Annotated in this window: 21 protein-coding genes, 1 pseudogene and 1 other annotated feature; of the genes and pseudogenes, 13 read left to right on the top strand and 9 right to left on the bottom strand. The window is 48.2% G+C overall.

The window, feature by feature from the left end:
* Positions 1–75: 75 nt before the first annotated feature.
* Together AC3B4V_RS08045 and AC3B4V_RS08040 are read right to left on the bottom strand one after the other, a co-directional pair.
* A complete protein-coding gene (locus AC3B4V_RS08045; protein ID WP_488378097.1) occupies positions 76–2,901 on the bottom strand; it encodes a sensor domain-containing protein in 2,826 nt (941 codons plus the stop codon).
* Between the two features lie 198 nt (positions 2,902–3,099).
* Positions 3,100–4,254, bottom strand: a complete 1,155-nt coding sequence (locus AC3B4V_RS08040) for a hypothetical protein (RefSeq protein WP_488378096.1) — start codon at positions 4,252–4,254, stop codon at positions 3,100–3,102.
* Positions 4,255–4,384: 130 nt separating this feature from the next.
* Between AC3B4V_RS08040 and AC3B4V_RS08035 the strand changes: the two genes are divergently transcribed.
* Both AC3B4V_RS08035 and AC3B4V_RS08030 read left to right on the top strand, forming a co-directional pair.
* Complete coding sequence (locus tag AC3B4V_RS08035; protein ID WP_488378095.1) at positions 4,385–5,041, top strand: response regulator transcription factor; 657 nt, start codon at positions 4,385–4,387, stop codon at positions 5,039–5,041.
* Positions 5,038–6,303: a HAMP domain-containing sensor histidine kinase gene (locus AC3B4V_RS08030; RefSeq protein ID WP_488378094.1), complete on the top strand. Its 1,266-nt coding sequence runs from the start codon at positions 5,038–5,040 to the stop codon at positions 6,301–6,303. Before AC3B4V_RS08035 ends, AC3B4V_RS08030 begins: the two co-directional genes overlap by 4 nt.
* An 83-nt stretch (positions 6,304–6,386) precedes the next feature.
* Here the strand turns inward: AC3B4V_RS08030 and AC3B4V_RS08025 are convergent, their stop codons facing one another.
* Positions 6,387–6,890, bottom strand: a complete 504-nt coding sequence (locus AC3B4V_RS08025) for a hypothetical protein (RefSeq protein WP_029342519.1) — start codon at positions 6,888–6,890, stop codon at positions 6,387–6,389.
* Between the two features lie 137 nt (positions 6,891–7,027).
* Between AC3B4V_RS08025 and AC3B4V_RS08020 the strand changes: the two genes are divergently transcribed.
* The 6 genes from AC3B4V_RS08020 (at position 7,028) to AC3B4V_RS07995 (ending at position 13,829) form a co-directional block, all read left to right on the top strand.
* Entirely contained in the window at positions 7,028–7,510 is a 483-nt protein-coding gene (locus AC3B4V_RS08020) for a hypothetical protein (protein WP_050678727.1), read from the top strand.
* A gap of 63 nt (positions 7,511–7,573) precedes the next feature.
* On the top strand, positions 7,574–8,404 hold the full coding sequence (locus AC3B4V_RS08015; RefSeq protein WP_488378093.1) for a GNAT family N-acetyltransferase: 831 nt from the start codon (positions 7,574–7,576) through the stop codon (positions 8,402–8,404).
* Between the two features lie 278 nt (positions 8,405–8,682).
* On the top strand, positions 8,683–9,075 hold the full coding sequence (locus AC3B4V_RS08010; protein ID WP_488378092.1) for a hypothetical protein: 393 nt from the start codon (positions 8,683–8,685) through the stop codon (positions 9,073–9,075).
* 61 nt (positions 9,076–9,136) lie between these two features.
* Positions 9,137–9,374, top strand: a binding site (T-box leader).
* Positions 9,375–9,472: 98 nt separating this feature from the next.
* On the top strand, positions 9,473–10,981 hold the full coding sequence (locus tag AC3B4V_RS08005) for a peptide ABC transporter substrate-binding protein (protein WP_488378091.1): 1,509 nt from the start codon (positions 9,473–9,475) through the stop codon (positions 10,979–10,981).
* Between the two features lie 165 nt (positions 10,982–11,146).
* Positions 11,147–12,430 carry a methyl-accepting chemotaxis protein gene (locus tag AC3B4V_RS08000; RefSeq protein ID WP_290785593.1) on the top strand — a complete coding sequence of 428 codons (1,284 nt, stop codon included), beginning with the start codon at positions 11,147–11,149 and terminating at the stop codon, positions 12,428–12,430.
* Between the two features lie 214 nt (positions 12,431–12,644).
* Positions 12,645–13,829 (top strand): flagellin N-terminal helical domain-containing protein, encoded by a 1,185-nt coding sequence (locus AC3B4V_RS07995; protein WP_488378090.1) that lies wholly within the window; start codon positions 12,645–12,647, stop codon positions 13,827–13,829.
* A 398-nt stretch (positions 13,830–14,227) separates the two neighbouring features.
* On the opposite strand, the gene AC3B4V_RS07990 is transcribed toward AC3B4V_RS07995, so the two are convergent.
* The 3 genes and pseudogenes from AC3B4V_RS07990 to AC3B4V_RS07980 all read right to left on the bottom strand — a co-directional run bounded on the left by AC3B4V_RS07990 (position 14,228) and on the right by AC3B4V_RS07980 (position 15,062).
* The gene (locus AC3B4V_RS07990) at positions 14,228–14,437 is read right to left on the bottom strand and encodes a hypothetical protein (protein ID WP_488378231.1); all 210 of its coding nucleotides are present in this window, start codon (positions 14,435–14,437) and stop codon (positions 14,228–14,230) included.
* A 159-nt stretch (positions 14,438–14,596) separates the two neighbouring features.
* A pseudogene (locus tag AC3B4V_RS07985) lies at positions 14,597–14,854 on the bottom strand (endonuclease); the annotation flags it as partial.
* A complete protein-coding gene (locus tag AC3B4V_RS07980) occupies positions 14,799–15,062 on the bottom strand; it encodes a hypothetical protein (protein WP_488378230.1) in 264 nt (87 codons plus the stop codon). The gene AC3B4V_RS07980 and the pseudogene AC3B4V_RS07985, both read right to left, overlap by 56 nt.
* Positions 15,063–15,189: 127 nt before the next feature.
* Between AC3B4V_RS07980 and AC3B4V_RS07975 the strand changes: the two genes are divergently transcribed.
* From AC3B4V_RS07975 to AC3B4V_RS07955, 5 genes are read left to right on the top strand one after another with little or no spacing between them, the layout of a single operon-like run.
* Complete coding sequence (locus AC3B4V_RS07975; RefSeq protein ID WP_488378089.1) at positions 15,190–15,546, top strand: flagellar protein FlaG; 357 nt, start codon at positions 15,190–15,192, stop codon at positions 15,544–15,546.
* Positions 15,547–15,563: 17 nt separating this feature from the next.
* Complete coding sequence (gene fliD / locus AC3B4V_RS07970; RefSeq protein ID WP_488378088.1) at positions 15,564–17,132, top strand: flagellar filament capping protein FliD; 1,569 nt, start codon at positions 15,564–15,566, stop codon at positions 17,130–17,132.
* A 17-nt stretch (positions 17,133–17,149) separates the two neighbouring features.
* Positions 17,150–17,518 carry a flagellar export chaperone FliS gene (fliS, locus tag AC3B4V_RS07965; protein WP_056063022.1) on the top strand — a complete coding sequence of 123 codons (369 nt, stop codon included), beginning with the start codon at positions 17,150–17,152 and terminating at the stop codon, positions 17,516–17,518.
* Positions 17,515–17,868, top strand: a complete 354-nt coding sequence (locus AC3B4V_RS07960) for a hypothetical protein (protein ID WP_029342509.1) — start codon at positions 17,515–17,517, stop codon at positions 17,866–17,868. Before fliS ends, AC3B4V_RS07960 begins: the two co-directional genes overlap by 4 nt.
* A 27-nt stretch (positions 17,869–17,895) precedes the next feature.
* Positions 17,896–18,072 (top strand): hypothetical protein, encoded by a 177-nt coding sequence (locus AC3B4V_RS07955; RefSeq protein WP_169738097.1) that lies wholly within the window; start codon positions 17,896–17,898, stop codon positions 18,070–18,072.
* A 51-nt stretch (positions 18,073–18,123) separates the two neighbouring features.
* Here the strand turns inward: AC3B4V_RS07955 and AC3B4V_RS07950 are convergent, their stop codons facing one another.
* The 3 genes from AC3B4V_RS07950 to AC3B4V_RS07940 form a co-directional block, all read right to left on the bottom strand.
* Positions 18,124–19,863 (bottom strand): diguanylate cyclase domain-containing protein, encoded by a 1,740-nt coding sequence (locus tag AC3B4V_RS07950; protein ID WP_488378087.1) that lies wholly within the window; start codon positions 19,861–19,863, stop codon positions 18,124–18,126.
* Positions 19,864–19,950: 87 nt separating this feature from the next.
* Complete coding sequence (locus AC3B4V_RS07945) at positions 19,951–20,613, bottom strand: DUF2225 domain-containing protein (protein ID WP_488378086.1); 663 nt, start codon at positions 20,611–20,613, stop codon at positions 19,951–19,953.
* A 25-nt stretch (positions 20,614–20,638) separates the two neighbouring features.
* The gene (locus AC3B4V_RS07940; RefSeq protein ID WP_058705025.1) at positions 20,639–21,079 is read right to left on the bottom strand and encodes a YaaR family protein; all 441 of its coding nucleotides are present in this window, start codon (positions 21,077–21,079) and stop codon (positions 20,639–20,641) included.
* Positions 21,080–21,090: the final 11 nt, after the last annotated feature.

Raw genomic sequence — 21,090 nt, 5'->3', positions numbered from 1 at the left:
CTTCTGAAGTAAAACGCTTTACGATTACTATAACAAAAAAGCACGAAGACGTGTGTGAACGTCTTCGTGGAGAGGTCAAGGGCGATAGCGTAACGACTGGAAGAAGCGCATGATCTGTTCCGCTTCTGTCGGATTCGTGTATTCGCCGATATATTGTTCATCTTCCTGTCCGGTGATCGTCACCGTACACGTGACGAGTTGTAATCCTTCACTCAAGCGAATCTCAAACGTCGCATCCGACAACGGTAACGGTGTCTTCGTCGAAAAATAGAGTGCACGTGTGCTCGTCTGATGGGCTTCGATGTCCGAAAAAGGCAGTTCGAACGGGCGTTCATGATGCGTTAACATGCGAACCTTTCCTGAGACAGAGAAGCGAGGAACCGTATCGCTCGACAAGGAACAGGCTTCGATCGGATACAAGATCTCACGCAGGAGGAACGATTCCATGACGTCCGCTGGCACTGGGCGACTAAACAGATAACCTTGGATACTCGGACAATTGAGCGTCCGGAACGTATCGAGCTGACGAAGCGTCTCAATGCCTTCTGCGACAACCGTTAGATTGAACTCACCTGCCATGTAGAGAATACTTTTGACGATCGCTTGGGCTTTGGCGTCATCCGTGATGTGGGTCGCGAACTGTCGGTCAATCTTGATGACGTTGATCGGATACCGTTGCAGATAGACCATTGAAGAATAGCCTTTTCCAAAGTCGTCGAGTGCGATTCGAACACCGATCCGACTGACGTATTCAAGCGTCCGACTCGTCATCGGGTCATCCATGATCAAGGCCGCTTCCGTGATTTCGAGTTCGAGTAATTCAGGTGCGAGCTGATACGTTGATAGCATCCGTTCGATATGATGTTCAAAACCAGGAATCAAGAATCGTTTTGGTGAGACATTGACGGAAATCGGAACGAGCTCTGCATCTGTTGCTTTCCAGTGTTGCATCGAACGACACGCCGTCTCGACGACCCAGTCTCCGATTGCGACATGTAAGGCACTTTCTTCAGCAAGCGGAATGAAGTCGTTCGGTGGAATCCGCCCCCATTCCGGGTGTTGCCAGCGAATCAATGCCTCGAGACCGACAATTTTTCCGGTCCAGCTGTCGACTTTCGGCTGATATTCAAGAAACAGTTGATTGCGTTCGATCGCATAGTGTAAATCCTGCTCAAGGCGATAACGACGGTAATAATCGATATCAAGATTCGATGCATAGTGGTGCATCGTGCTGTGGTTTTCACGACGTGAGCGACGTAAGGCAGTGTAGGAATGCTTCAATAATTCGACAGCGTCCGTACTGTCTTCCGGATACCGGCTGACTCCGACCGAGATCCGCGCGAACAAGGCATATGGTTCGATCGAGATTGGTGTTTCCGATAAGTCGAGTAGTGCCTCAGCACATGTCGTCACGTCTTGTTTATAGCTTGTCGGTACGAGCAAGGCGTACTCATCGCCGCCAAGGTGCCCAAGAAACGTCTCGTCCGGCTTTGTTTGTTGTAATAAGGCTGCCGTTCCTTGTAGCCACTGATCACCGGAACCGTGTCCGAAGGCGTTGTTGATCTCAGCGATCCGGTTGAAGGAGACGGTGAGAATGAAGAACGATTGATTCTTTTCTTGCCACGCGTCGATCGTCTCGATGAGCGCTTGCCGGTTCGGCAGATGTGTCACGACGTCGCGCAAAGCAAGTTGCCGTAATTGTTCCTCGTACGCTTTTTGAAGCGTGATGTCGTGCATGATGCTATTCGTGTAAGCAATCGTTCCATCCAGTTGGAAGACCGGGATCTGTTGGTCCTCGATCCATTTGACGCGACCATCCGGGAAGTGAAGGCGGTATTGGATCGTGCCGGCCTGACCGTCGACCAACCGTCTAATGAACTGTTTCATCGCCGCGTGATCACGGACGTCCAACCGCTCGAACAACCACTCACGACTAAGAATTAAATCCTGCGGCAATTCTTCAAAGATGTGCAGGAACCCTTGTGAGTGAAAGAGGATTCGTCCCGAAAATAAGTCGATTTGTGAGATCGCGGCATTAACGGCTTCGTAGATTTCACGTGCCTGTGCCCGTTCCGTGACGAGTTGACGTCGCGCCTCGTCGACTTCCGATAAGTCATAGAGGACGACCGATAGATGATCTGGATGATGCGGACGATGGAAGGCTTTCAAGCGCAACAGCTGATAGGTATCGTCAGCGGTCAGCAGGGAGACTTCCATTTCAAAACGTTCCTTTTCACCCGCAATCAAACGTTCCATCTCGAACCGGAGTGGATCGAAGTCACGTGGATGAATCCGACTAAATAACTGTTCTTGGTCAAGCGTCGTCGCGTCGATTTCTGAAAGACCTAAAAAATGCAACAAAGCGGGAGAAAACTCGATTGTTTGTGTGTTGACGTCGAAGTGAAAGACGACGAGTTCCGGAATCTGTTCCGTCAGTTCAAGTTGAGAACGAATCGACGAGACATCTTCTTCGAGTTGTTTCTCACGTGTGATATCGCGCGCAACTCCGTAGACACCAATCACTTGTCCGTCTTGTTCAACCGGCATGTTCGTAATCTTCAATGTGACCCGGTGTTGGTCAGCATGAAGTCCTTGTGCCGTATAATGAACGGTCTCACCGTTTAAGGCACGCGTGAAAAAGGCAGTCACCGCTTCAATCTGATCAGGCGGATTGAACACGGCGAAATGCTCATAGAGCGTCTCAGCGGAATAGCCGAGCATGTCTGGTAACTGTTCATTGAAATAGATGATCGTTCCAGAGGCATCGAATAAAAAGATTGCATCTGTCTGTTGCTGAAAGAAGGCTTCCGCCGTTTCCGGACGGGACACTTCCAGTCCACCGATATAGAGTGGGGCTGTGTCGGATTGACGAATCCGATTCATCGCTTCATGAAAAGCCATCCACGTCACCTCCTTGCAATACTAGCGTTCTCTTTACTAGTATCGGGTGTAGGAAATGGAAATTGCAACCTTCGTTCAAGGAATAGACTTATTTTTCAAAAAAGTAAACCAGTATATAAAAATCATGATTAAAAGACATCTGTCCTAAATCGAACACAAAAAAGCCGAAACTCTCATGAAAGAGCTTCGGTCTCATCCTTAAATCGCTAAATCGACGGACGATTCACTGGCATTGGGATCCGTATCCGTTCCTTGGTTCGGTGCGCCCGGCATGTCACCGTCCGGACCAGGTCCGTGTCCGCGACCATGACCACCATCGCGTGCTGGACCTTTCTTAAGATCAGCGTAGCTTGAAGCTTCATCCGCGCGGGACTGGATGTGTTCCTTGATCTGCTTCGCTTGTTTTTCTGTCAGCTTACCATCTTTGACTTGTTGATCAATCGCAGCAGTTTGTGCTGTCAGGACGGCTTTCTCGAAATCGGCATAAGCGATCTTGTTCGCTTCTGCGAACTCAGGCAGGAATTGCTCTGCAGCTTCGAATTTCGCTTCATCGAGTCCAAGTGCTTTTAAAATCGCGGATGTCGAATCACCGAAGACACCACCCGGTCCATGGTCACCACGCTTGCCGTGTTCGGCGCGATCCGGAAGATCGTCGTAGCTCTTCGCGTCCTTATATTCTTCGGTCAGACGAGACTTGATTTCCGTTGCTTGCTTTTTCGTCATCTTCCCATCTTTGACGAGTTGATTGAGTTCGCTTGTTTGCGCCGCAAGCAATGCTTTTTTATAGTCGGCGAACTTGATCGACTGTGCCTTCGCATAAGCAGCAAGCGATTGATTCGCTGCATCGAACTTCGACTGGCTCAGTCCAAGTGCCTTCAGGACGTCGGCGATCAATGATTCATTGAAGAAACCTGGTCCACCGTGGCGACCCATCGGCATCTTGTCTTTGAGTTCATCGTAGCTCTTGACGCCACTGAATCGTTCCGTTTGACGCTTCAACATGTCGTCTGCTTGCGTTTGCGTTAAGTCGCCTGATTTGACGAGACTTGCGAGTTGTTCCTTCGCTGCTGCGAGTTCTGCCTTCTTGTAATCAGCGAACGAGATCCCTTTTGCTTTTGCGAGATCAGCGATCGATTGTCCTTTCTCGCGGGCAGCATCTGCCTCGGCTTGTGTCAGGTTCAATTTTTTCAAGAGTAACGTCATGTCGTGCTTTTTCATACCTTCGAAGTGGTGCCCGTGTTTCGCTTGTTTTGTTGTGTTCGAGTCGTCGTTCGTCGCAGCGTATGCTGATGCGCCTCCGACTGTTAATGCGCTAATTGTCAATGCAGTGATCCATTGTTTTTTGAATGTCATGGGTTGATCACTCCTTTCACCTTTTATGGTAGAGGGTCACGAAAGAGAAGTTGTGAGGAAGTTGCAAAGAAACTGCGAAGAAAGGCAAATCTGAGCAAAAAGGCGCTACACTAAGAGTGGAGGGATGACCATGAAAGTACTATTGATTGAAGATGAACAAAAATTAGCGCAAGTGACGGCACGTTTCCTCCGGCACCATGCATATGACGTAACGATTGCTGGTTCGTTAGCAGAGGCGAAACAGTGCCTGACGAGAGCATTTGATGCCGTTTTGATCGATGTCCGCTTACCGGACGGGGACGGTTGGTCGCTCGTGCCAGGCATCAAATCACAAGTCCAGCCGCCGGTCGTCTTCATGATGACGTCGCGTGGAGAGGCCGATGATCGCGTCTTCGGACTTGAACTCGGTGCCGATGACTATCTCGTCAAACCAGTCGTCCTGAAGGAGTTGACGATCCGGCTTGAACGGGCACTTAAAGTCCGTCCGGTTGCTCGCCATGCGTTTGGTGACTTGACGATCGATGAGAAGGGACGCCAAGTCAAAACAGGTGAGCGGGCGGTCAGTCTCGCAAAGATGGAGTTCGAACTGTTGCTTTATTTCATCGAACACCTCGGAGAGGCACTCAGTCGGGATCAGATTCTTGATGACGTCTGGGGGTATGCGTTCGGAGGTGATACCCGGACCGTCGATACACACGTTAAACAATTGCGGGATAAGTTACCCGTCGTTAAACAACAATTGAAGACGGTCCACCGGGTCGGCTATCGATTGGAGGCGATTGAATGAAACGACGTCCTTTGATGCGGAAGTTTTTATACGCTGTCGTCGGTCCGCTGCTCGTGATGGGCGTCCTTAGTTTCGTCTTGACGGCGTTTCTCGTCAATCGATTCGCAGAAGGCGAACGGTACGATCAACTCGCCCGGGAAGCGAACATCATCAAACAAGCGCTTGAAGCCAACACGCCGATACCGCGTGACATCCAAGGATTTTTGACGACCGACGGGTTGACGCAACGGATCGGGGCGCGCGGACCGGCGGGGCGGTTGCCACTTCTTGATAATCTCAAGAAGGAAGATGTCATTGAAGTGCAAGACGAACGGTTGCTGACGTATCAGTTGACGGTTGACGGAACGCGCATCACGACGGTCCGGCAAGCACCACTGGCGAGTAGTGCGCTGAGTGGTGTTTATCTCGCAATCGGACTCGCGTTACTCGTGACACTGTTGCTCGCATCATTGCTCGCTTACTATATGGGACGGCACCTGACACGACCGATTGTGACGCTCCGTTCCGTTGCCCAAAAGATTGGTGCTGGTGAAACGGATGTCGTCTTACCGGCACGACCGAAGGATGAAGTCGGGGAGTTGATTGACGCAGTTGACGAGATGCAGACGCAACTTAAACAAAAGGATCATCTACAGAAGACGTTCATTGCTGGCATCACCCATGACTTGCGGACACCGCTTGCGATCATTCGAAACGAGACCGAGGCACTCGCGGCAGGTGTTATTCCCGTTGCTGAACTGCCCGACGTGACGACGAGCATCATCGAGGAGACGGATCGACTCGGTCATCTGATTGATGAGACGTTGCTTTATTCGAAGCTTGCCGGTGGACGGATGCCGCTTGAAAGAACGGATGTGGCACTCGATGAACTCGTGATTGCGACAGTTGAACGCCTGCGCGGGACGTTCACACAGGCAGGACTGATACTGGCGACGGAGCTGCAACCGGTTAGGCAGTCCCTTGATCCACGCATGTTCGAACGTGTCTTGATCAACTTTCTGATGAACGCCCGTTTTGCTTCACCCGTCGGCGGGACGGTCACCGTTCGCTTAACGCATGACCAATTGACGGTCGAGGATGAGGGAGCGGGTGTCCGAGCAGAAGACCGGGCAACGATTTGGGACGTTTACGTTAAACAAGAAGGCAGTGCCGGACATGGACTCGGTCTTGCGATCAGTCGAATGATTCTCGATAGTCATCAATTTGACTATGGTGTTCGTGACCGGAGTGGTGGGGGAGCGGTGTTCTACGTTCAGTTTTAAACGGATTCTATCAGGCATACAAAAAGAGAGGTCAGTTTTCGGAAACCATTCCGGAACTGACCTCTCTTGAATTAATGTAACGATTATTGACCGTCGTTCGCATGAACGAGACTTGGTTTGACGAGCGTATAGAACTCATCGCTCATCCCGACACGGCTGCCCATCTGGCAAGCAAGTTCGAGTGTTTCCTTATAGAAGTTCGCGACGAGATCGTGATTCTTGATGTGCTCATCTTGCATCGCCTTTTTGACCCCAAGAACGACTTTTTCGATTTGCTCATCGGCATCATTACGGACCGGGACGACGTTTTCAGGAAGATCGACTTCCTTATCGTGTCCGTTGAAGCGGAATGATGCCCCGAATCCGAGGTGCTCGAGGAAGAAGTGCGGTAACAGTTTACTCGCGAAGAACTGATGCCATTCCGTCTCTTTCATCGCTTCCATGTCACGCTTGAATGACGTCGTTGCGAGTGCATAGCGATCGTGTGTATCCTTCATGAACTTCTCGAGGATCGGAACCTGCATTGCAAACGCATTTTTGAGCAAGTTATCGAGCTGTTCTTGCGTTAATTGTTCTTGTTCAGTCATCGCTTTAACCCCATTTCGTTTCGTTATCCCTATCGTAAGAAATTTAGACAATTCCGTCAAATCTTTTTCGAGAATAGAGTTTACCTATTTCACAAAAGGGAATCCATTACTATCGATCATTTTAAGGGGGAGTCAGCATGAAACGAATCGCAATGACAGGAGTCTTACTCGGAGCATGTCTGACTCCGGTGACGGGTTTTGCCGCAAGCAACGTGACATACAGTAAAGGGGTCGTCGCGAACGAATCGTTCGGCTATACCGTCAAAACGACGGACGCGTTGAAAAAAGCGATCCAGCAAGACAAAGTCGAGCTTGTCAAGAACAAGACGGTTAAGTCGAAATACGGTGTCGTCACGCGAAGCGGTACGTTCGCGTTGTACTATAAAGTTAAGGGCGCGGATCAACTGCTCGTCAACTTGAACTACGAGCCGAAGAAGCTCTCGAAAAAACAGTTCGACCGTGAAATCGGATATGGTACATATCTCGGGACGAAAGGTAGCAAAACGTACTACTACGTCTTACCGACGGAGGCCGTCAAAGGCGCTGTCGGCAAAAAAGCGATCGAGAACTTGATCGTCAAGGACGTCCCGCAGATGATGAAGACATTCAAACTGCAATGAGCACTAGCTTTTGCTAGTGCTTCTTTTGTTCGTTCGGTATAGTTGAAAATGAGGTGAATGAATATGGAATGGAACGTCACAGACGTCAAACAAACAACAGATGTATTACAACTCGAAAAATGTGTCAACAATCACGATGGCATTGAATTAAAAGTCGCAGCCGATTGGGTCGGCGAGAACGATTTCGCGATCTATGATGGCGAGCAATTGATTGGATATTTACAAGCATTCGCGTACTTACCGACGGAGTGGGAATTGAATGTCTTCGTTGATCCGGATTACCGGAAACAAGGCATTTTCACGGCACTCGTTGAAGCAGCACGGGCGCGGGCAACGGAAGCAGGCGTCGAAGCATTTACGTTCGTCATTGACGATGCAAGTGAGTCAGGTCAAGCTGTCCTCGAAGGATTAGGTGCTGAGTACCGGATGACGGAGTACAACATGGTCTTGAAAAAGGCGCAGTTGTTCTTAAAAGCCGATCCGGATTTCGAATTACGTGAAGCGACAGCGGACGATCGTCCGTTCATCGTCGAGACGCTCGGCAAATCGTTCGGGAATACGGATGAAGAAGCAGAGTCGATCTATCAAGCGATTGAATCCGACGACCGGATTACGTTCATCGGTGTCGCCAGTGGCAAACCGGTCGGTGTCATCCGTGCTTATCTCGCTTCCGATACACAAGCGAGCATCCATGCGTTTGCGGTTCGTCCAGAAGCGCAAGGTAATGGTTACGGCAAAAAGATGCTGAAGTTGATGGTTCAAGCGTTGTTCCGGACAGGTCGGACACAACTCGAACTCGATGTCGAGACGGATAATGATCGCGCACTCGATCTTTACAAAGAGGCAGGATTCGTCGTACATCGTGGTTATCAGTTCCACGTGTTGGCGGTTTAATTGAAATGAGCATCACGACTTTTCCACTCGCTTTCCTCAGGCGAGACACAAGCCGCGACTCTGTCGTCTTCGACGCAGAACCGGGTCTTGTTCGTCTCTGACAGCGCGAACGCGCTTTTTCCTGTAGGAGTCGAGTGGACGTGTGATGCATCATCAAAGAATGGTCTGCGGATCGTTCTTTTTTATGATGATTAATACAGAAACTAAACAAAAACGTTGGAACCTTTTCTGCAATCCGTCGTATACTAGACATATGGAAAAAAAGAGGAGGCGACGTCATGGAGAGTCGACAGGATTCATTGCGGACGTTGAAGTGGGTATCAGGTGGAATGGAAGCGGTACTTGGGATTCCGCTCTTAGGTGGTTCAATCGTCTTTTTCTCAGGTTATAATGCCCTGTGGTTGATGCTCGCGTTTCACATCGTCGTCGTCGTATTGACGGCACGTGCCGGAAATGTCTCAAAAGGGAACATCGTCGGGATCGTCGCATCAACGGTCGGTGTCATTCCGGTCGTCGGGATGCTCTTACACATGGCAGCAGCGATCACAATCTTACTTGACGCAGCGTTCAGCAACCGAATCATTACACGAACACATGTCAAACACGTCGAACCGATTCGACCACGTCCGGTCCGTCGGGAGCAAGAAAAACAAGAAGACCATCCGTTCTGAGTTTTTTCGTTGACAGCGAAAAACAAGCCGTGTAAAGTAAACAACAAGTTAAGCCATATCAATTACATCGACGACGCGGAGTAAGTATCGTCAACACTGCCGACCAAGCGAGTCAGGAATGGTGAGAGCCTGACACGGTAAGCTGAACGAGAATGGACCGCTGAGAGCCTGTTGAACCTTCGAGTAGACAGGACGGTTGCCCCCGTTACCGGGCTAGTTGGTTGTTGGACCAACGACAAGTGGAGACGATTTTTCGTCTCAATCAGAGGTGGCACCGCGCGGATACAGGCGTCCTCTATGCATTAGCTGTTAGCTATGCGTAGAGGGCGCCTTTTGTTGTACGTCAAGGTATGCCGAATCATCCAACGCTCATCATATTTCTCAGGAGGCACTACACATGAAAAAGACATTGATCGCAGCGGCGAGTACGGCAGTCCTATTAGCAGGATGTGCAACGACAGAACCAGCAGAAGACAAACAAGCGGACAAGAAGGTCCTGCACACGATGGAGAGTTACGACCTCCTGTCGGTCGACCCGGCAGATGCCATCACATCAAACATCTTCAACCAAATCTACGAAGGACTCTATCGCTTCGACGCGAACAACGAACTTGTTCCGGCGGCAACGAAATCACATAGCGTATCAGAGGACGGAAAAGTCTATACGTTCAAGCTTGACCCGAATGCGAAATGGTCGGACGGAAAGCCCGTCACAGCAGAGAACTTCCGTTATGCATTCGAGCGTGTCATCAAAACGAACTCACCGTTCGCTTACTTGCTCGAGCCAGTCGAAAAAACGACAGCGGTCGACGATGAGACACTTCGAATCGAACTGAAACGCCCGACACCATACTTCCTCAGCATGACGACGTTCGGCACATATATGCCGGTCCGGGAAGATATCGTCAAAGCTGAAGGCGACCAGTTCGGAACGGATCCAAAGACGAACGTCTACAACGGACCATTCACATTCAAGAAATATCAAGCCGAGCAAGGCTATACGCTCGCGAAAAACGCTGAGTACGCAGACCGGAAGAACGTCAAAATCGACGAAGTCGACGTGAAAATCATCAAGGATCCGATGCTTGCGATCAACTTGTTCGAGTCAGGTGAACTCGATGTCGCGCCACTCAACTCGGAGAACGTCGTGACGTACAAGGATCAAAAAGAGTACAACACGTTCAGTGATTCGCGGATGTTCTTCATCCGGATGAACGAAAAGACGGATGCCTTAAAAGATAAACAGACACGCCAAGCGATCGATGCGGCATATGATAAAAAAGCGATGACAGAAACGTTACTCGGAAACGGATCACTTCCTGCGGATTACATCGTACCGAAAGAACTTGATCCGAAATACGATAGTACGCGTCAAATCGAATCATCATATGATGTAGCAGCTGCAAACAAAGTGCTGGCGAAGCAAAATCTTGAGTTGACGATGTTGATCGAAGACGATGACGTCTCGAAAAAAATAGGGGAGTACATCCAAGGAGCGTTGAAGAAACAGAACGTCGACGTCAAACTGTTGTCACTACCGAAGAAAGAACGTCTCGCACGTGAAGGACGAGGGGACTACGATCTGTCACTTGCAAGCTGGGCACCAGACTATCAGGATGCGACGACATACCTGAACTTGTTCACGACTGGTAACCCATTCAACATGATGGATTACTCGAACAAACAGTATGACCGTCTTTTGAAACAGGCTGAAAGTGAACTCGATCAAGACAAGCGTCTTGCCTTACTCAGTAAAGCAGAAAGCTTGTTGCTCGACGATCAAGCGATTTCACCGGTCTACCAACGGAAGAATGCCTTCTTGCAAAACACGGAAGTGAAGAATCTTGCCCGACACAATGTCGGAACGGATATCTCATATAAGTATGTTGAGATTGAGCGGAAATAAGAAAAAGAGAGTGATGGACGATTTGATCCATCACTCTCTTTTTGTGGACTTTTGTCATAACACTGGAAATCATTTTTGAAAATCGGGTCAACTGACTTAAAACGGTTACAAAAGAAACCGATAGAGAGGACGGTGAAAGAAGATACAGGAAAGGAAGTTTCGGTTATGCGTAAATTACGAAGCAACTTGAAGGTACGGTTATTCTTTTGGGTCTTGGCCATCTCAGTCATCACGAGTGGTATCTCAGCCCAACTTGTGCTTTATCTCCACCGTGGACTTGATGTCGCGGATACGAACGCAATTTGGTTCGGAGCAGGGATTGGCTTATTGTTATCGTTGATTGGAACGTCGTTGACGCAATTGATCCTACGTCAACCGATCAAAGCGATCGAAAAGGCAACAGAGACGGCACGCGAAGTCGCGAACGGCAACTTCAACGTCGATTTCGAGGAAGCGAAGCGCGGCGATGAAGTCGACCAATTGATGCATGAACTCGAAGTCATGGTTCTACATATCCGCAAACAAGCGACACAGATGGGCAGTTCAAGCGATAAGCTGACAGCGTCCGCGCAAGAAATCGCAGCAGCAGTCCAGGAAGGCAATGCATCAGGGGAGAGTATTCGTTCAGCGATGGCAGAGCTATCCGCGAAGATGAACGAAAACGTCGATCAAGCGTACTTATCGATGGATGCGCTCGGTGCCGTCAAACGGACGATGGATGAAGTCGCGAAAGAGATGAACGAAGCGTTGAAATCAGCGACGGTCATGCAGACGGAAGCACAGAACGGGAAGACACTCGCAACGGATTCTGTTGAAGCGATGCATATGATCTCGAAGAAGATGGAACAGTCAGCGACACTCAATGGTCGTTTGACGGACATGACAGGCGAAATCTCACGGATCACGGATGTCATTAGTGATATCTCAGCACAGACGAACTTGCTCAGTTTGAATGCATCGATTGAAGCGGCACGAGCAGGAGAAGCAGGACGTGGATTTGCCGTCGTCGCAGCAGAAGTCAAGAAGCTCGCGGAACAGACAGCGACATCCGCAAAAGAAATCACGGATTTGATTTCTGGTGTCAAACGTCTTGTTAATGACACGGCAAACGCGATGACCGATGTTCAGAGTGAAGTCGCGACAGGTGTTGGACTCGTTGAACAGGCAGGATCATCGTTCGAAGAGATTCATCATTCTACAGAAAATGTTTACTCACGCGTTAAATCGGTCGATCAACTCGTTGTCAAATCGGATCAAGAAATCGATCAAGTTGGCTTAACGACAGCGAATATCCTTGCAATGGTTGAGGAAGCATCGAAGCACGCTGAGCAAGTTTTACAAGCGTCTAGTCATCAAGCGGCATCGCTTGGTGAAGTCAATGGAGCAATGGAAGAGCTTGTAGCAGTAGCAGAACAATTACAGGAAGAGACTGGAGCGACACGTCTCTAAACTATAGGGAAATCGTACATCCAAACCAGATGTGCGATTTTTTTGTATTTTTTTGAAGAAAATTGTTAAACATTTCGAGTGGACGACGATATATAAGGTGGAAGCAGTCATCGACTAATTCTACCGTGTCACCCTTGGGCCGGCCAGGGGGCACATCTCGGAGAAGACGGATCTTCGAAGAGACAAAAAACTTATCCTATGGAGGGAAATTACAATGATTATCAATCACAACGTAACTGCGCTTAACACGCACAACAAACTTTCGAGTGCTACTGCTGCTCAAAGCAAATCAATGGAGAAACTCGCTTCAGGTCTTCGCATCAATAAAGCAGGAGACGATGCAGCTGGTCTTGCAATTTCTGAAAAAATGCGTGCTCAAGTTCGTGGACTTGATCAAGCTGGACGTAACGCACAAGATGGTATCTCACTCATCCAAACTGCTGAAGGTGCTTTGAACGAGACACACGATATTCTTCAACGGATGCGTGAACTTGCCAACCAAGCGGCAAACGATACAAATACAACATCTGACCGTGGAGAGATTCAAAAAGAAATTAACTCTTTGACTTCTGAAATTAACCGTATCGGTAACACTACCGAGTTTAATACTCAGAAATTACTTGATGGTGGTAAAAATGGTGCAGGTAGTGCAGCTGTAGCTGCTGTAGCTGGTAAATTTACTGTCGGCGTTACTGATACTACTGCAGGTATTACAATTGATGGTAAAACTTACACTGGTGCTGCCTTAAGTGACGTAGAAACTGCTTTGAATGCTGACACTGACTTCACTGATAACTATAGTGTAGCGGTAGTAAGTGGTAAACTTGAAATCACGCAAGCTACTGGTAAGGAATCTTCTACAAATCCTACTATTTCAGGTGGTTCAATTACAGTTGACACTGCTGGTGTAGCGGCAAAAGCAGAAGTCATTGCAGATGCATCAAAGAGCTTGAAATTCCAAATCGGTGCTAACGAAAATCAAAGTCTGACACTCGATATTGCAGACATGCGTGCTTCTGCTCTTGGAATCACAACAGCTGGAACAAGTGATAAATTAGCAGTCACAGACGGCACTAATAATACTACAACTGAACAAGCATTAGATGTCTCGACACATGCTAACGCAGCAAGTGCAGTTACAAAAATTCAAACTGCAATTGATACAGTTTCTGCTGAACGTTCTAAACTTGGTGCGAACCAAAACCGTCTCGAGCACACAATCAACAACCTCAAAACATCTTCTGAAAACCTAACAGCGGCTGAATCACGCGTTCGTGACGTTGATATGGCGAAAGAAATGATGAATCAAACAAAGAACTCGATTCTTGCACAAGCTGCACAAGCAATGTTGGCTCAATCGAATCAGACACCGCAGGGCGTTCTCCAACTCCTTCGATGATTGATTTTACCGGGCGTCTAATCTGGTAACGGATTAGATCATGACTGGGTGAATTGCTGGAACTCCTGAGAGCCTTGATGTACGACAACGTGGCTGGAAACGGCGAGCGTGACCGTTCTGAAAAATATCAAGGATTGGACAATCAGCAGCCAAGCACCTGTAGGGAAACCTTGGTGAAGGTTCAACGACTAGGATATACGACCTAATGGACTTGTCCGATGGTTATGAAATCCGTACTCCGTAAACGGCGGGGGAAGTGCCCAGCTCCTAGTGCATCTAGGATGAAGATATAGTCTTATCATTAGCGAAAGCTAATGCGCGTAGCAAGCGAACCAACAGCCGCAAGGCGTTCTCCAATTACTCCGTTAATCGTAATTGGAACATATCGATTGTTCAGGTCACGGACTCGTTCCGTGACCTTTTTTGATGGCATTGAGTTTAGCGTAGATTGACCACGTTGATCGACTTAAGCGTTGTGCGATTTCTGATACAGGAACTTGATTTGCCATGTCATTCATCAGTTGTTCCATTTCTGCAGCACTGAAGTACCGATTCGGCTTTGTACTTAAGACTTGGACATGCAGGTGATCTTGTTGTATTTGCTTCATTCGAATTTTCCAATCGAGTTTATAAGAAAAATTAAGCAACTCATTTACATAGGGCGTTAAATAATCAAGAAACTGTATTGTGTCCTCAAAACGAGATGTTCGCAAGAAATACCCAGAACCATTCGACGTTTTTGCTAATCTGAAGTTGAGTCGGAAATTATGATTTAACCATTCACAAAAGAGTGTTAGTGACTGTTTAGGGAAAGACTGAAGATAAAGTGCGATTATAGGAGAAACAATCAGTTGCTGTTTAGATGTGATACGCTTTGAGACAATCAATGAACCGTCGTCAAGATAAAGGATCAATAAGAAAAGTGGGTGATTACATAAGGGAAGTAACTTGAAAGGAACATCTTTTTGATCAGAGGGATAAAAGTATGGATAAAGTTCTGTAAATAACGGAAGAGAGCGTGACACTAAATTGTTTTGACGGGATATACAGCAAATCAGGAAGCTGTTGCGACTTCCATTCTCGATAAAATCGCTGTACCTCTCCGAAGTGTTCGCGATAGCTGTTGTTCTTTCGTCTAGAACCAGGATAACACTTTGTGATTTCTCCATCTCCGAGAATACTAGCCAATAAAATAGCATGTTGTTGTGGTGATAGTTTTTTTAGTAACAGCATTAGCGTTCCTCCTTTTTGTAGAAACATATGTTCTTTTTACCCGAAAATAATGTTCCTTAAATTAATACTTATAAAATATCTGATTTAGCCGATATACTACATAGAGAAGAAAAAGGAGTGACCGACTATGAATTCCATCAATACGGAAATTCGCCTTCATCTACCTTCGAACGTCCTACCGTACGAAGCGACACGCAATGTGTTTGTGGAAGCGAATCAGGAAGCGCTAGCAGAAGAAGGAGTCGTTGTCCTACCGACACCGCAACACATTACGAAACTTGAAATAGCGATGGAGCAGGCGAATATTAAACTTGAACTGCAACGAACAGGATTGAAGTTCGTCAAACATGAACAACTGAACGAATATTACATTCAAGTCGTTGATACGAATAATAACGTCGTCCAAGAAATTCCGAGTAAAAAAGAACTCGATTTCTTTGCGGCATTCATGGAATTTAATCAATTGATCGATAAACGGATTTAACGGAAAGGACTGATTGGATGGCAGGCATTCGACTGAGTGGTCTTGCGAGTGGGATCGATACCGAAACGATGATTAAACAATTGATGCAGGCGGAACGGGCACCGGTCGATCGATTATCACAAAAGAAACAGACATTGACATGGCAACGAGATGCGTACCGAGAGATGAACCGGGCATTACTTGATTTCCGAACAGCTGCAAGCGATATGCTGTTGTCGAAGAACTATCAATCGAAGACCGTCACCAGTTCGAATCCGACTGCGCTGACGGTAACAGCAAGTCCAGCGGCGTCAGCCGGTAGTGTGACAATTGACAGTATTGATCAACTGGCTAGTGCGGCCTCGGTGACTATGATCGCAGCAAGTGGGAAGAAAAGTGATGCCACACTTGAAGAGAGTGGATTGTTCACGAAAGATGCGAATGGCAAAATCAATGTCCAAATTAACACCTTCGATGCGACAGGTAAAGCGGTAACTGAGACATTGCAGCTTGATGCAACACAAAAAATCTCTGACTTAACCGCGGCAATCAATGGTAAAACCAGCCTAGGAATGAACGCGGTATTTAATGATTTGACAGGGAAACTCGTTTTAACGAAAACAAGTACCGGTAACTTGAATCCAAACGGTGCCGACATTTCGATCGTCGATGCATCAGATAATACTGTGAAGGTGAATTCAGAGGACGGTACATTCGGTCGTGAAGGGCAGAACGCCAAGTACACGATTGGTGGACAACAACTCGAACAGACGACGAATACGTTCACACAAAACGGGCTAACGATCACATTGAACAACGTCACGACGACAGCGACGACGATCAATACGGCACTGGATACACAGAAAAACTTTGATTCGATCAAAAACTTCGTTGATAAATACAACGACGTCATCGATAAGATGAATAAAAAAGTCCGTGAAGAAAAATACCGCGATTATCAACCGTTGACGGATGCCCAGCGTAAGGAACTCAGCGAGGATGAAGTCAAGAAGTGGGAAGAAAAAGCGATGAGTGGTGTCCTCAAAAACGATAGCTACTTACAGGACGGTATGAATCAGTTCCGAAGCGCCATCTCGTCAAAAATCGATACGGGTTACTCGTATACGTCAGGTACGGATACGATCCAACTCCAGTACATGTCGCAAATCGGAATCACTTCAACGAGTGATTTCCGAGATGGTGGGAAACTAAAAATCGACGAAACGAAATTGAAAAAGATGCTCGAAGAACAACCGGAAGGTGTCTATAAGCTATTCACCGCTGATGCGCCGGAGCCCACGAAGGACGCGCAAGGGAATACGATTCCGAATCCGAATGGACTCGATGGCTTCGTTCGTCAGATTCAAGGATTCGCAACAACACTCCGCGATAAGATTTCTGGAGTCGCTGGACGTGACGGTGCCGTTGCGACGACGTATCGCCTCGGAAAATCGCTTGCAGATCTCGATAAGAGTATGCTGTCGTGGGAAGACAAGCTGAAACGTAAAGAAGACAGTTACTATCGCCGATTCGCGGCGATGGAACAAGCGATGAACCAAGCGAATAGTCAATCGGCGACGCTTGCGAATTATCTCGGACAAGGATAATAAAAGGAGGAAACGCGATGAACCCTTATGCTACGTATCAAACGAACTCGGTAACGACAGCGTTACCTCAAGATTTAACACTGATGTTATACGAAGGCTTGATCAAATTCTCAATGCTCGCAAAACGAGCGATCGAACAGAAGATGATCGAACAAAAAAATACGAATATCCAAAAAGCACAAGCAATCATTACCGAATTGCAATTGACGTTGAATCAATCGATCGCCTTATCAAAGGATTTGAACAGTCTGTATGACTACATGCAAACACGATTGATTGATGCCAACGTTAAAAACGACCTTGTTGCAATTGACGAAGTCATCGGTTTTGCGGAAGAATTCCGTGAGACATGGAAAGAAGCGATGAAACTCGCACGGCAACGATGAGTCCGCTCGATCCGCTTCGCCTGAAGACGAAACGATTGATTGAACTGCTTGATCAAACGCCGAATGAAGAGACGTATGACGAATGGATCGAGAAGATTCAAGGTCTCTTGAACGAACGCGAAGCATTCATTGCGGCGCATTCGAATCTACTAGCCGGTGCCAATCAAGCCGTCATCCAGGAACTCGTCGCTGACAGTCGGAAAATCGACTTGAAATTATCAGCGGAAACGGCTAAATTAGGGGTACAAATCAGTCAGTTGCGTCAGACGCAAACGAGTCGTAAATCGTACGTTGATCCGTACGAAGAAGTCGATCATAGTTTTTCACCGTATTTTGATTCTCGTCAGTAACTTTCTTGTGTGAGGGAGGGATCTTTCGTGACCAAGCGGGAAGACAAGAAGCGTCCCGTACCGCAGCCGTATTTCCAATCGGACGGCTCGTACGATCAGTTCATTGAACCGGACGTCGAATCGGAATCATGGGAAGAGTTCGAACGCCCTGTCTCCGATGCACCGGATGCCTATGAAGAAGAAAAATATCGTCGTGAGTCGTAAGCTCATGAAAAAAATGCCCTGTCCATTTGTTTGGACGGGGCATTTTGCCATTCATTTAAAGCGATACGCGTTTTTCTCTTCCTGCTTGACGGTGTACATCGCTTCGTCAGCGCGAATCAATAAGAGACTCGTCGTCTGCCCATCCTCAGGATACCGGGCGATACCAATTGACGGCGTGACCTGCATCGCCGTTGCGTCAAAGAAGAACGGATCATTCAAGCGAAGGAGGACGTTCTCAGCGTAGGTGATCGTCTCCGCGCGACTGCGGGCAAGAAAAACGATGAACTCATCACCGCCGAGTCGTGCCGCTAAGTCGTCCTGCGTTAAATCGAGCTGCAAGCGACGTGCTGTTTCCTGCAAGACGTAGTCTCCGGCGTCGTGGCCGTAGCGGTCATTAATTTGCTTAAAGCCGTCGAGATCGATGAATAGAAGCGATCCTTCGGTTAAGGTTGCGAGCTGCGCTCCAAGATGATCCTCGAAGTAACGGCGATTTGGGAGTGCTGTCAAGGCATCGTGATAACCGAGTTCTTGAAGCCACTTTTCTTGCGATAAGGCTTCCGTTAGGTCGGACAGAATGACGTATAAATCCGCTTCACCAGGAATCGGAATTAACGTCACTTCGAACGTCCGTCCGTCGACGGGCCGCATCAGCAATTGTTTTTCACCGGTCTCCAGTTTCAGAAATGCCGCAATCAACTGATGCACTAAGGCATCAGGAACATAGCCGTGCGGGAAGTAACGTTCTGCTGCTGGGTTCATCGCTTTCTCATGCCCATTGCCGTCGAAGCGAATGATCGGTTGTGGGTGGGCGAGGAACAGGCGGCGATATTCTTCCTTCCGGAGCTCGAGTTGTGTTGTATGGCGGTCAATTCGGTGTGTCAAATCGACTTCAAACGTCTCAAGTTCTGTTAGTAGTTGGCGATTGAGACGTTCGGAGAAAAATTGCCGGAACATAAACAATGAGAACAAGATGATCAGCGTCGGGAAGTAGACATCCTGCGCCATCGGGAGGAACGTGATGCCCGCCAACAGAACGAGCAGACTGATGTACGGTAAATACGGTCGTCCGAGTCGGTCGCGTGCCGGTTGCTTCGGTGGCACGTCCTTGAAGTAGACAGCTAGCTCAAACAAACTGACCGCATAGAGCGGGAAAAAGCAAGCAGCGAACGTCAACTCATCACGAATGAAGAACGTATAATAGCCGAAATTTGCCAAGATGAATAGCATCATCGCCTGAATCAGTCGTCTGTGTGCCGATCCACGAAGTCCTGTCGCATACAAAATCAAAAAGAAGAACAATTGCGCAATGAAACTGATCGCGTAGCCGAGCATGGCGACGAATTCGATGTCAGAGCGAGCGAACGTTGGTAAGTGTCGCAAGATGACCGTATAACCAAAAACAAAGACCAACCCGAATAAGAGCACACCGTCAATATAGAGTAGCCGTGCATGGCGAATCGAAGACCAGTCGATCAATCGGGCAAAGGCGATGGCGGTCAGAATCAGGAAGGCGGTCAATGTCAAGTTGGCAGCAGAGTCGACTTCCGGCGGATGCGGGAAGAAGGTCAGGACAAAGTTGATCCAGAGACCACTTGCGAATAAAAGAATCGCGATGCCGACCGAGCGTTCCGGGTGCTTCGGGAAGAACCAACGCCTGGCTTGAATCGCGACGAACGTCACAGCAAGTAGCGTCGCAAGAACAGCGACCAGCGGAACGAACGGTGTTCCGCTGACAAGTAGCATCAGCCCGTAGGTGATCAGTAAATAAAGAATCGGTAACGTTGGTCGCATCGCGGACCTCCTTTCCTGAAACAGTGTGTTGGCTCTTTTCGACGAGCGGTGAAAAAAATCCTTGTCCCGTCTGATGACGAACAAGGATCAGTCCTGCTCTTGCACCCATTCCCAGTGGATACGTGCGTCTTTTTTGATTTTGTCGGTCGCCGTCTTACTTTGGAATAAACGGCTGTACCAGAGACGAGCCGTGTCTTTGTCTTTTGTCACAGCGTATAGATCCGCAATCCGCAATAGAAGGACGTCTTCCGGAATCCCGCTCTCCTTGACGGACGTGTAGTTGTCGTATAGGAGAACATATTTTTCAATTGCTCGGCTCGCCCAGAGTTGTTCTTCGTTCTGTTGACCGGTTAAGCGATGCAACCAGGACAGACGAACACCGAGCATCGCTTGAATTGCTGGTTTTTGCTCCGTCACTTGAGCCGTATAAAGACAAAGCTTATAGAGCTGGATCGCCTGTTCAATTGTCCGCTCTGTGCCAGCAAACGGTAAGACAGGAAGCGTCGGTAGGATGTGATCTTGTAAGGTCGCTCGAACATCTGGCGATAACTTTCCGAACGACTCGTGGAAGAAAAACCGACAATGGCTACACTGAATCGGTTCATAGAGATAGACATTGACGCCTTGATGGCGGATGAAGCCATCAAAGTCGGTCGAGGCAACACGGATATGTCGCGACAGGACACGTTTCGTCTCCGTCGTTTTTAAGCAGCAGGGGCAGGTGCATTTTTTAAGATATAAGTCTGGCATGTAGGGGAACTCCTCTAATTCTAGATTACACGAAGACGTTGACGAGCATGCCTTTGATTTCACCGACTTGGTCGAGGATATCGAGTCGTCGCGATTCGCCAGAGATGACCGTATCCGTCAACTGAAGGAGCTTCGCATCGACTTGTTCGACGACCTTATAGATCTTCGTCCGACCACGGCGGTTGAAGCCACGCTTCTCTTCGAGTTGTTGTGATTGGTCGAGGGCGTCTTTTAAGAAGTCCTTGATCTTTTCCTTATAGCTTTCGAGATGCTCGATCGTCTGGCTCTCAGCGAGCAGTTGTCCGTGTTCTTCGACGAGGGCGAGTTTTTGTTGCAAGCGCTCGTAACCTTTGTGGTCGCGTTTCTCCTGCATCAAGGCAGAGAACGTCGTCGACGCCTCGACTTCACGGGGACCACCTTTTAAGGACTGGAGTCGTTGCGTTTCTTGGATGCGGCGGATATCCATCGGGTCAGCCT

The sequence above is a fragment of the Exiguobacterium sp. E17S genome (genome assembly GCF_057772545.1).
The sequence above is the reverse complement of the archived record's forward strand: the minus strand, read 5'-3'. Positions and strand labels throughout refer to the sequence as shown.

Excerpts from the sequence above, each read along its gene's own strand:
- AC3B4V_RS07980 (WP_488378230.1), bottom strand. The coding sequence starts at position 15,062 with ATGCTGTTACTAAAAAAACTATCACCACAACAACATGCTATTTTATTG.
- AC3B4V_RS08045 (WP_488378097.1), bottom strand. The coding sequence starts at position 2,901 with ATGGCTTTTCATGAAGCGATGAATCGGATTCGTCAATCCGACACAGCC.
- AC3B4V_RS08005 (WP_488378091.1), top strand. The coding sequence starts at position 9,473 with ATGAAAAAGACATTGATCGCAGCGGCGAGTACGGCAGTCCTATTAGCA.
- AC3B4V_RS07945 (WP_488378086.1), bottom strand. The coding sequence starts at position 20,613 with ATGCCAGACTTATATCTTAAAAAATGCACCTGCCCCTGCTGCTTAAAA.
- AC3B4V_RS08035 (WP_488378095.1), top strand. The coding sequence starts at position 4,385 with ATGAAAGTACTATTGATTGAAGATGAACAAAAATTAGCGCAAGTGACG.
- AC3B4V_RS07995 (WP_488378090.1), top strand. The coding sequence starts at position 12,645 with ATGATTATCAATCACAACGTAACTGCGCTTAACACGCACAACAAACTT.
- AC3B4V_RS07940 (WP_058705025.1), bottom strand. The coding sequence starts at position 21,079 with ATGGATATCCGCCGCATCCAAGAAACGCAACGACTCCAGTCCTTAAAA.
- AC3B4V_RS08000 (WP_290785593.1), top strand. The coding sequence starts at position 11,147 with ATGCGTAAATTACGAAGCAACTTGAAGGTACGGTTATTCTTTTGGGTC.
- AC3B4V_RS08025 (WP_029342519.1), bottom strand. The coding sequence starts at position 6,890 with ATGACTGAACAAGAACAATTAACGCAAGAACAGCTCGATAACTTGCTC.
- fliS (WP_056063022.1), top strand. The coding sequence starts at position 17,150 with ATGAACCCTTATGCTACGTATCAAACGAACTCGGTAACGACAGCGTTA.
- fliD (WP_488378088.1), top strand. The coding sequence starts at position 15,564 with ATGGCAGGCATTCGACTGAGTGGTCTTGCGAGTGGGATCGATACCGAA.
- AC3B4V_RS07960 (WP_029342509.1), top strand. The coding sequence starts at position 17,515 with ATGAGTCCGCTCGATCCGCTTCGCCTGAAGACGAAACGATTGATTGAA.
- AC3B4V_RS07975 (WP_488378089.1), top strand. The coding sequence starts at position 15,190 with ATGAATTCCATCAATACGGAAATTCGCCTTCATCTACCTTCGAACGTC.
- AC3B4V_RS08040 (WP_488378096.1), bottom strand. The coding sequence starts at position 4,254 with ATGACATTCAAAAAACAATGGATCACTGCATTGACAATTAGCGCATTA.
- AC3B4V_RS08010 (WP_488378092.1), top strand. The coding sequence starts at position 8,683 with ATGGAGAGTCGACAGGATTCATTGCGGACGTTGAAGTGGGTATCAGGT.
- AC3B4V_RS08020 (WP_050678727.1), top strand. The coding sequence starts at position 7,028 with ATGAAACGAATCGCAATGACAGGAGTCTTACTCGGAGCATGTCTGACT.
- AC3B4V_RS07990 (WP_488378231.1), bottom strand. The coding sequence starts at position 14,437 with ATGAAGCAAATACAACAAGATCACCTGCATGTCCAAGTCTTAAGTACA.
- AC3B4V_RS07950 (WP_488378087.1), bottom strand. The coding sequence starts at position 19,863 with ATGCGACCAACGTTACCGATTCTTTATTTACTGATCACCTACGGGCTG.
- AC3B4V_RS08015 (WP_488378093.1), top strand. The coding sequence starts at position 7,574 with ATGGAATGGAACGTCACAGACGTCAAACAAACAACAGATGTATTACAA.
- AC3B4V_RS08030 (WP_488378094.1), top strand. The coding sequence starts at position 5,038 with ATGAAACGACGTCCTTTGATGCGGAAGTTTTTATACGCTGTCGTCGGT.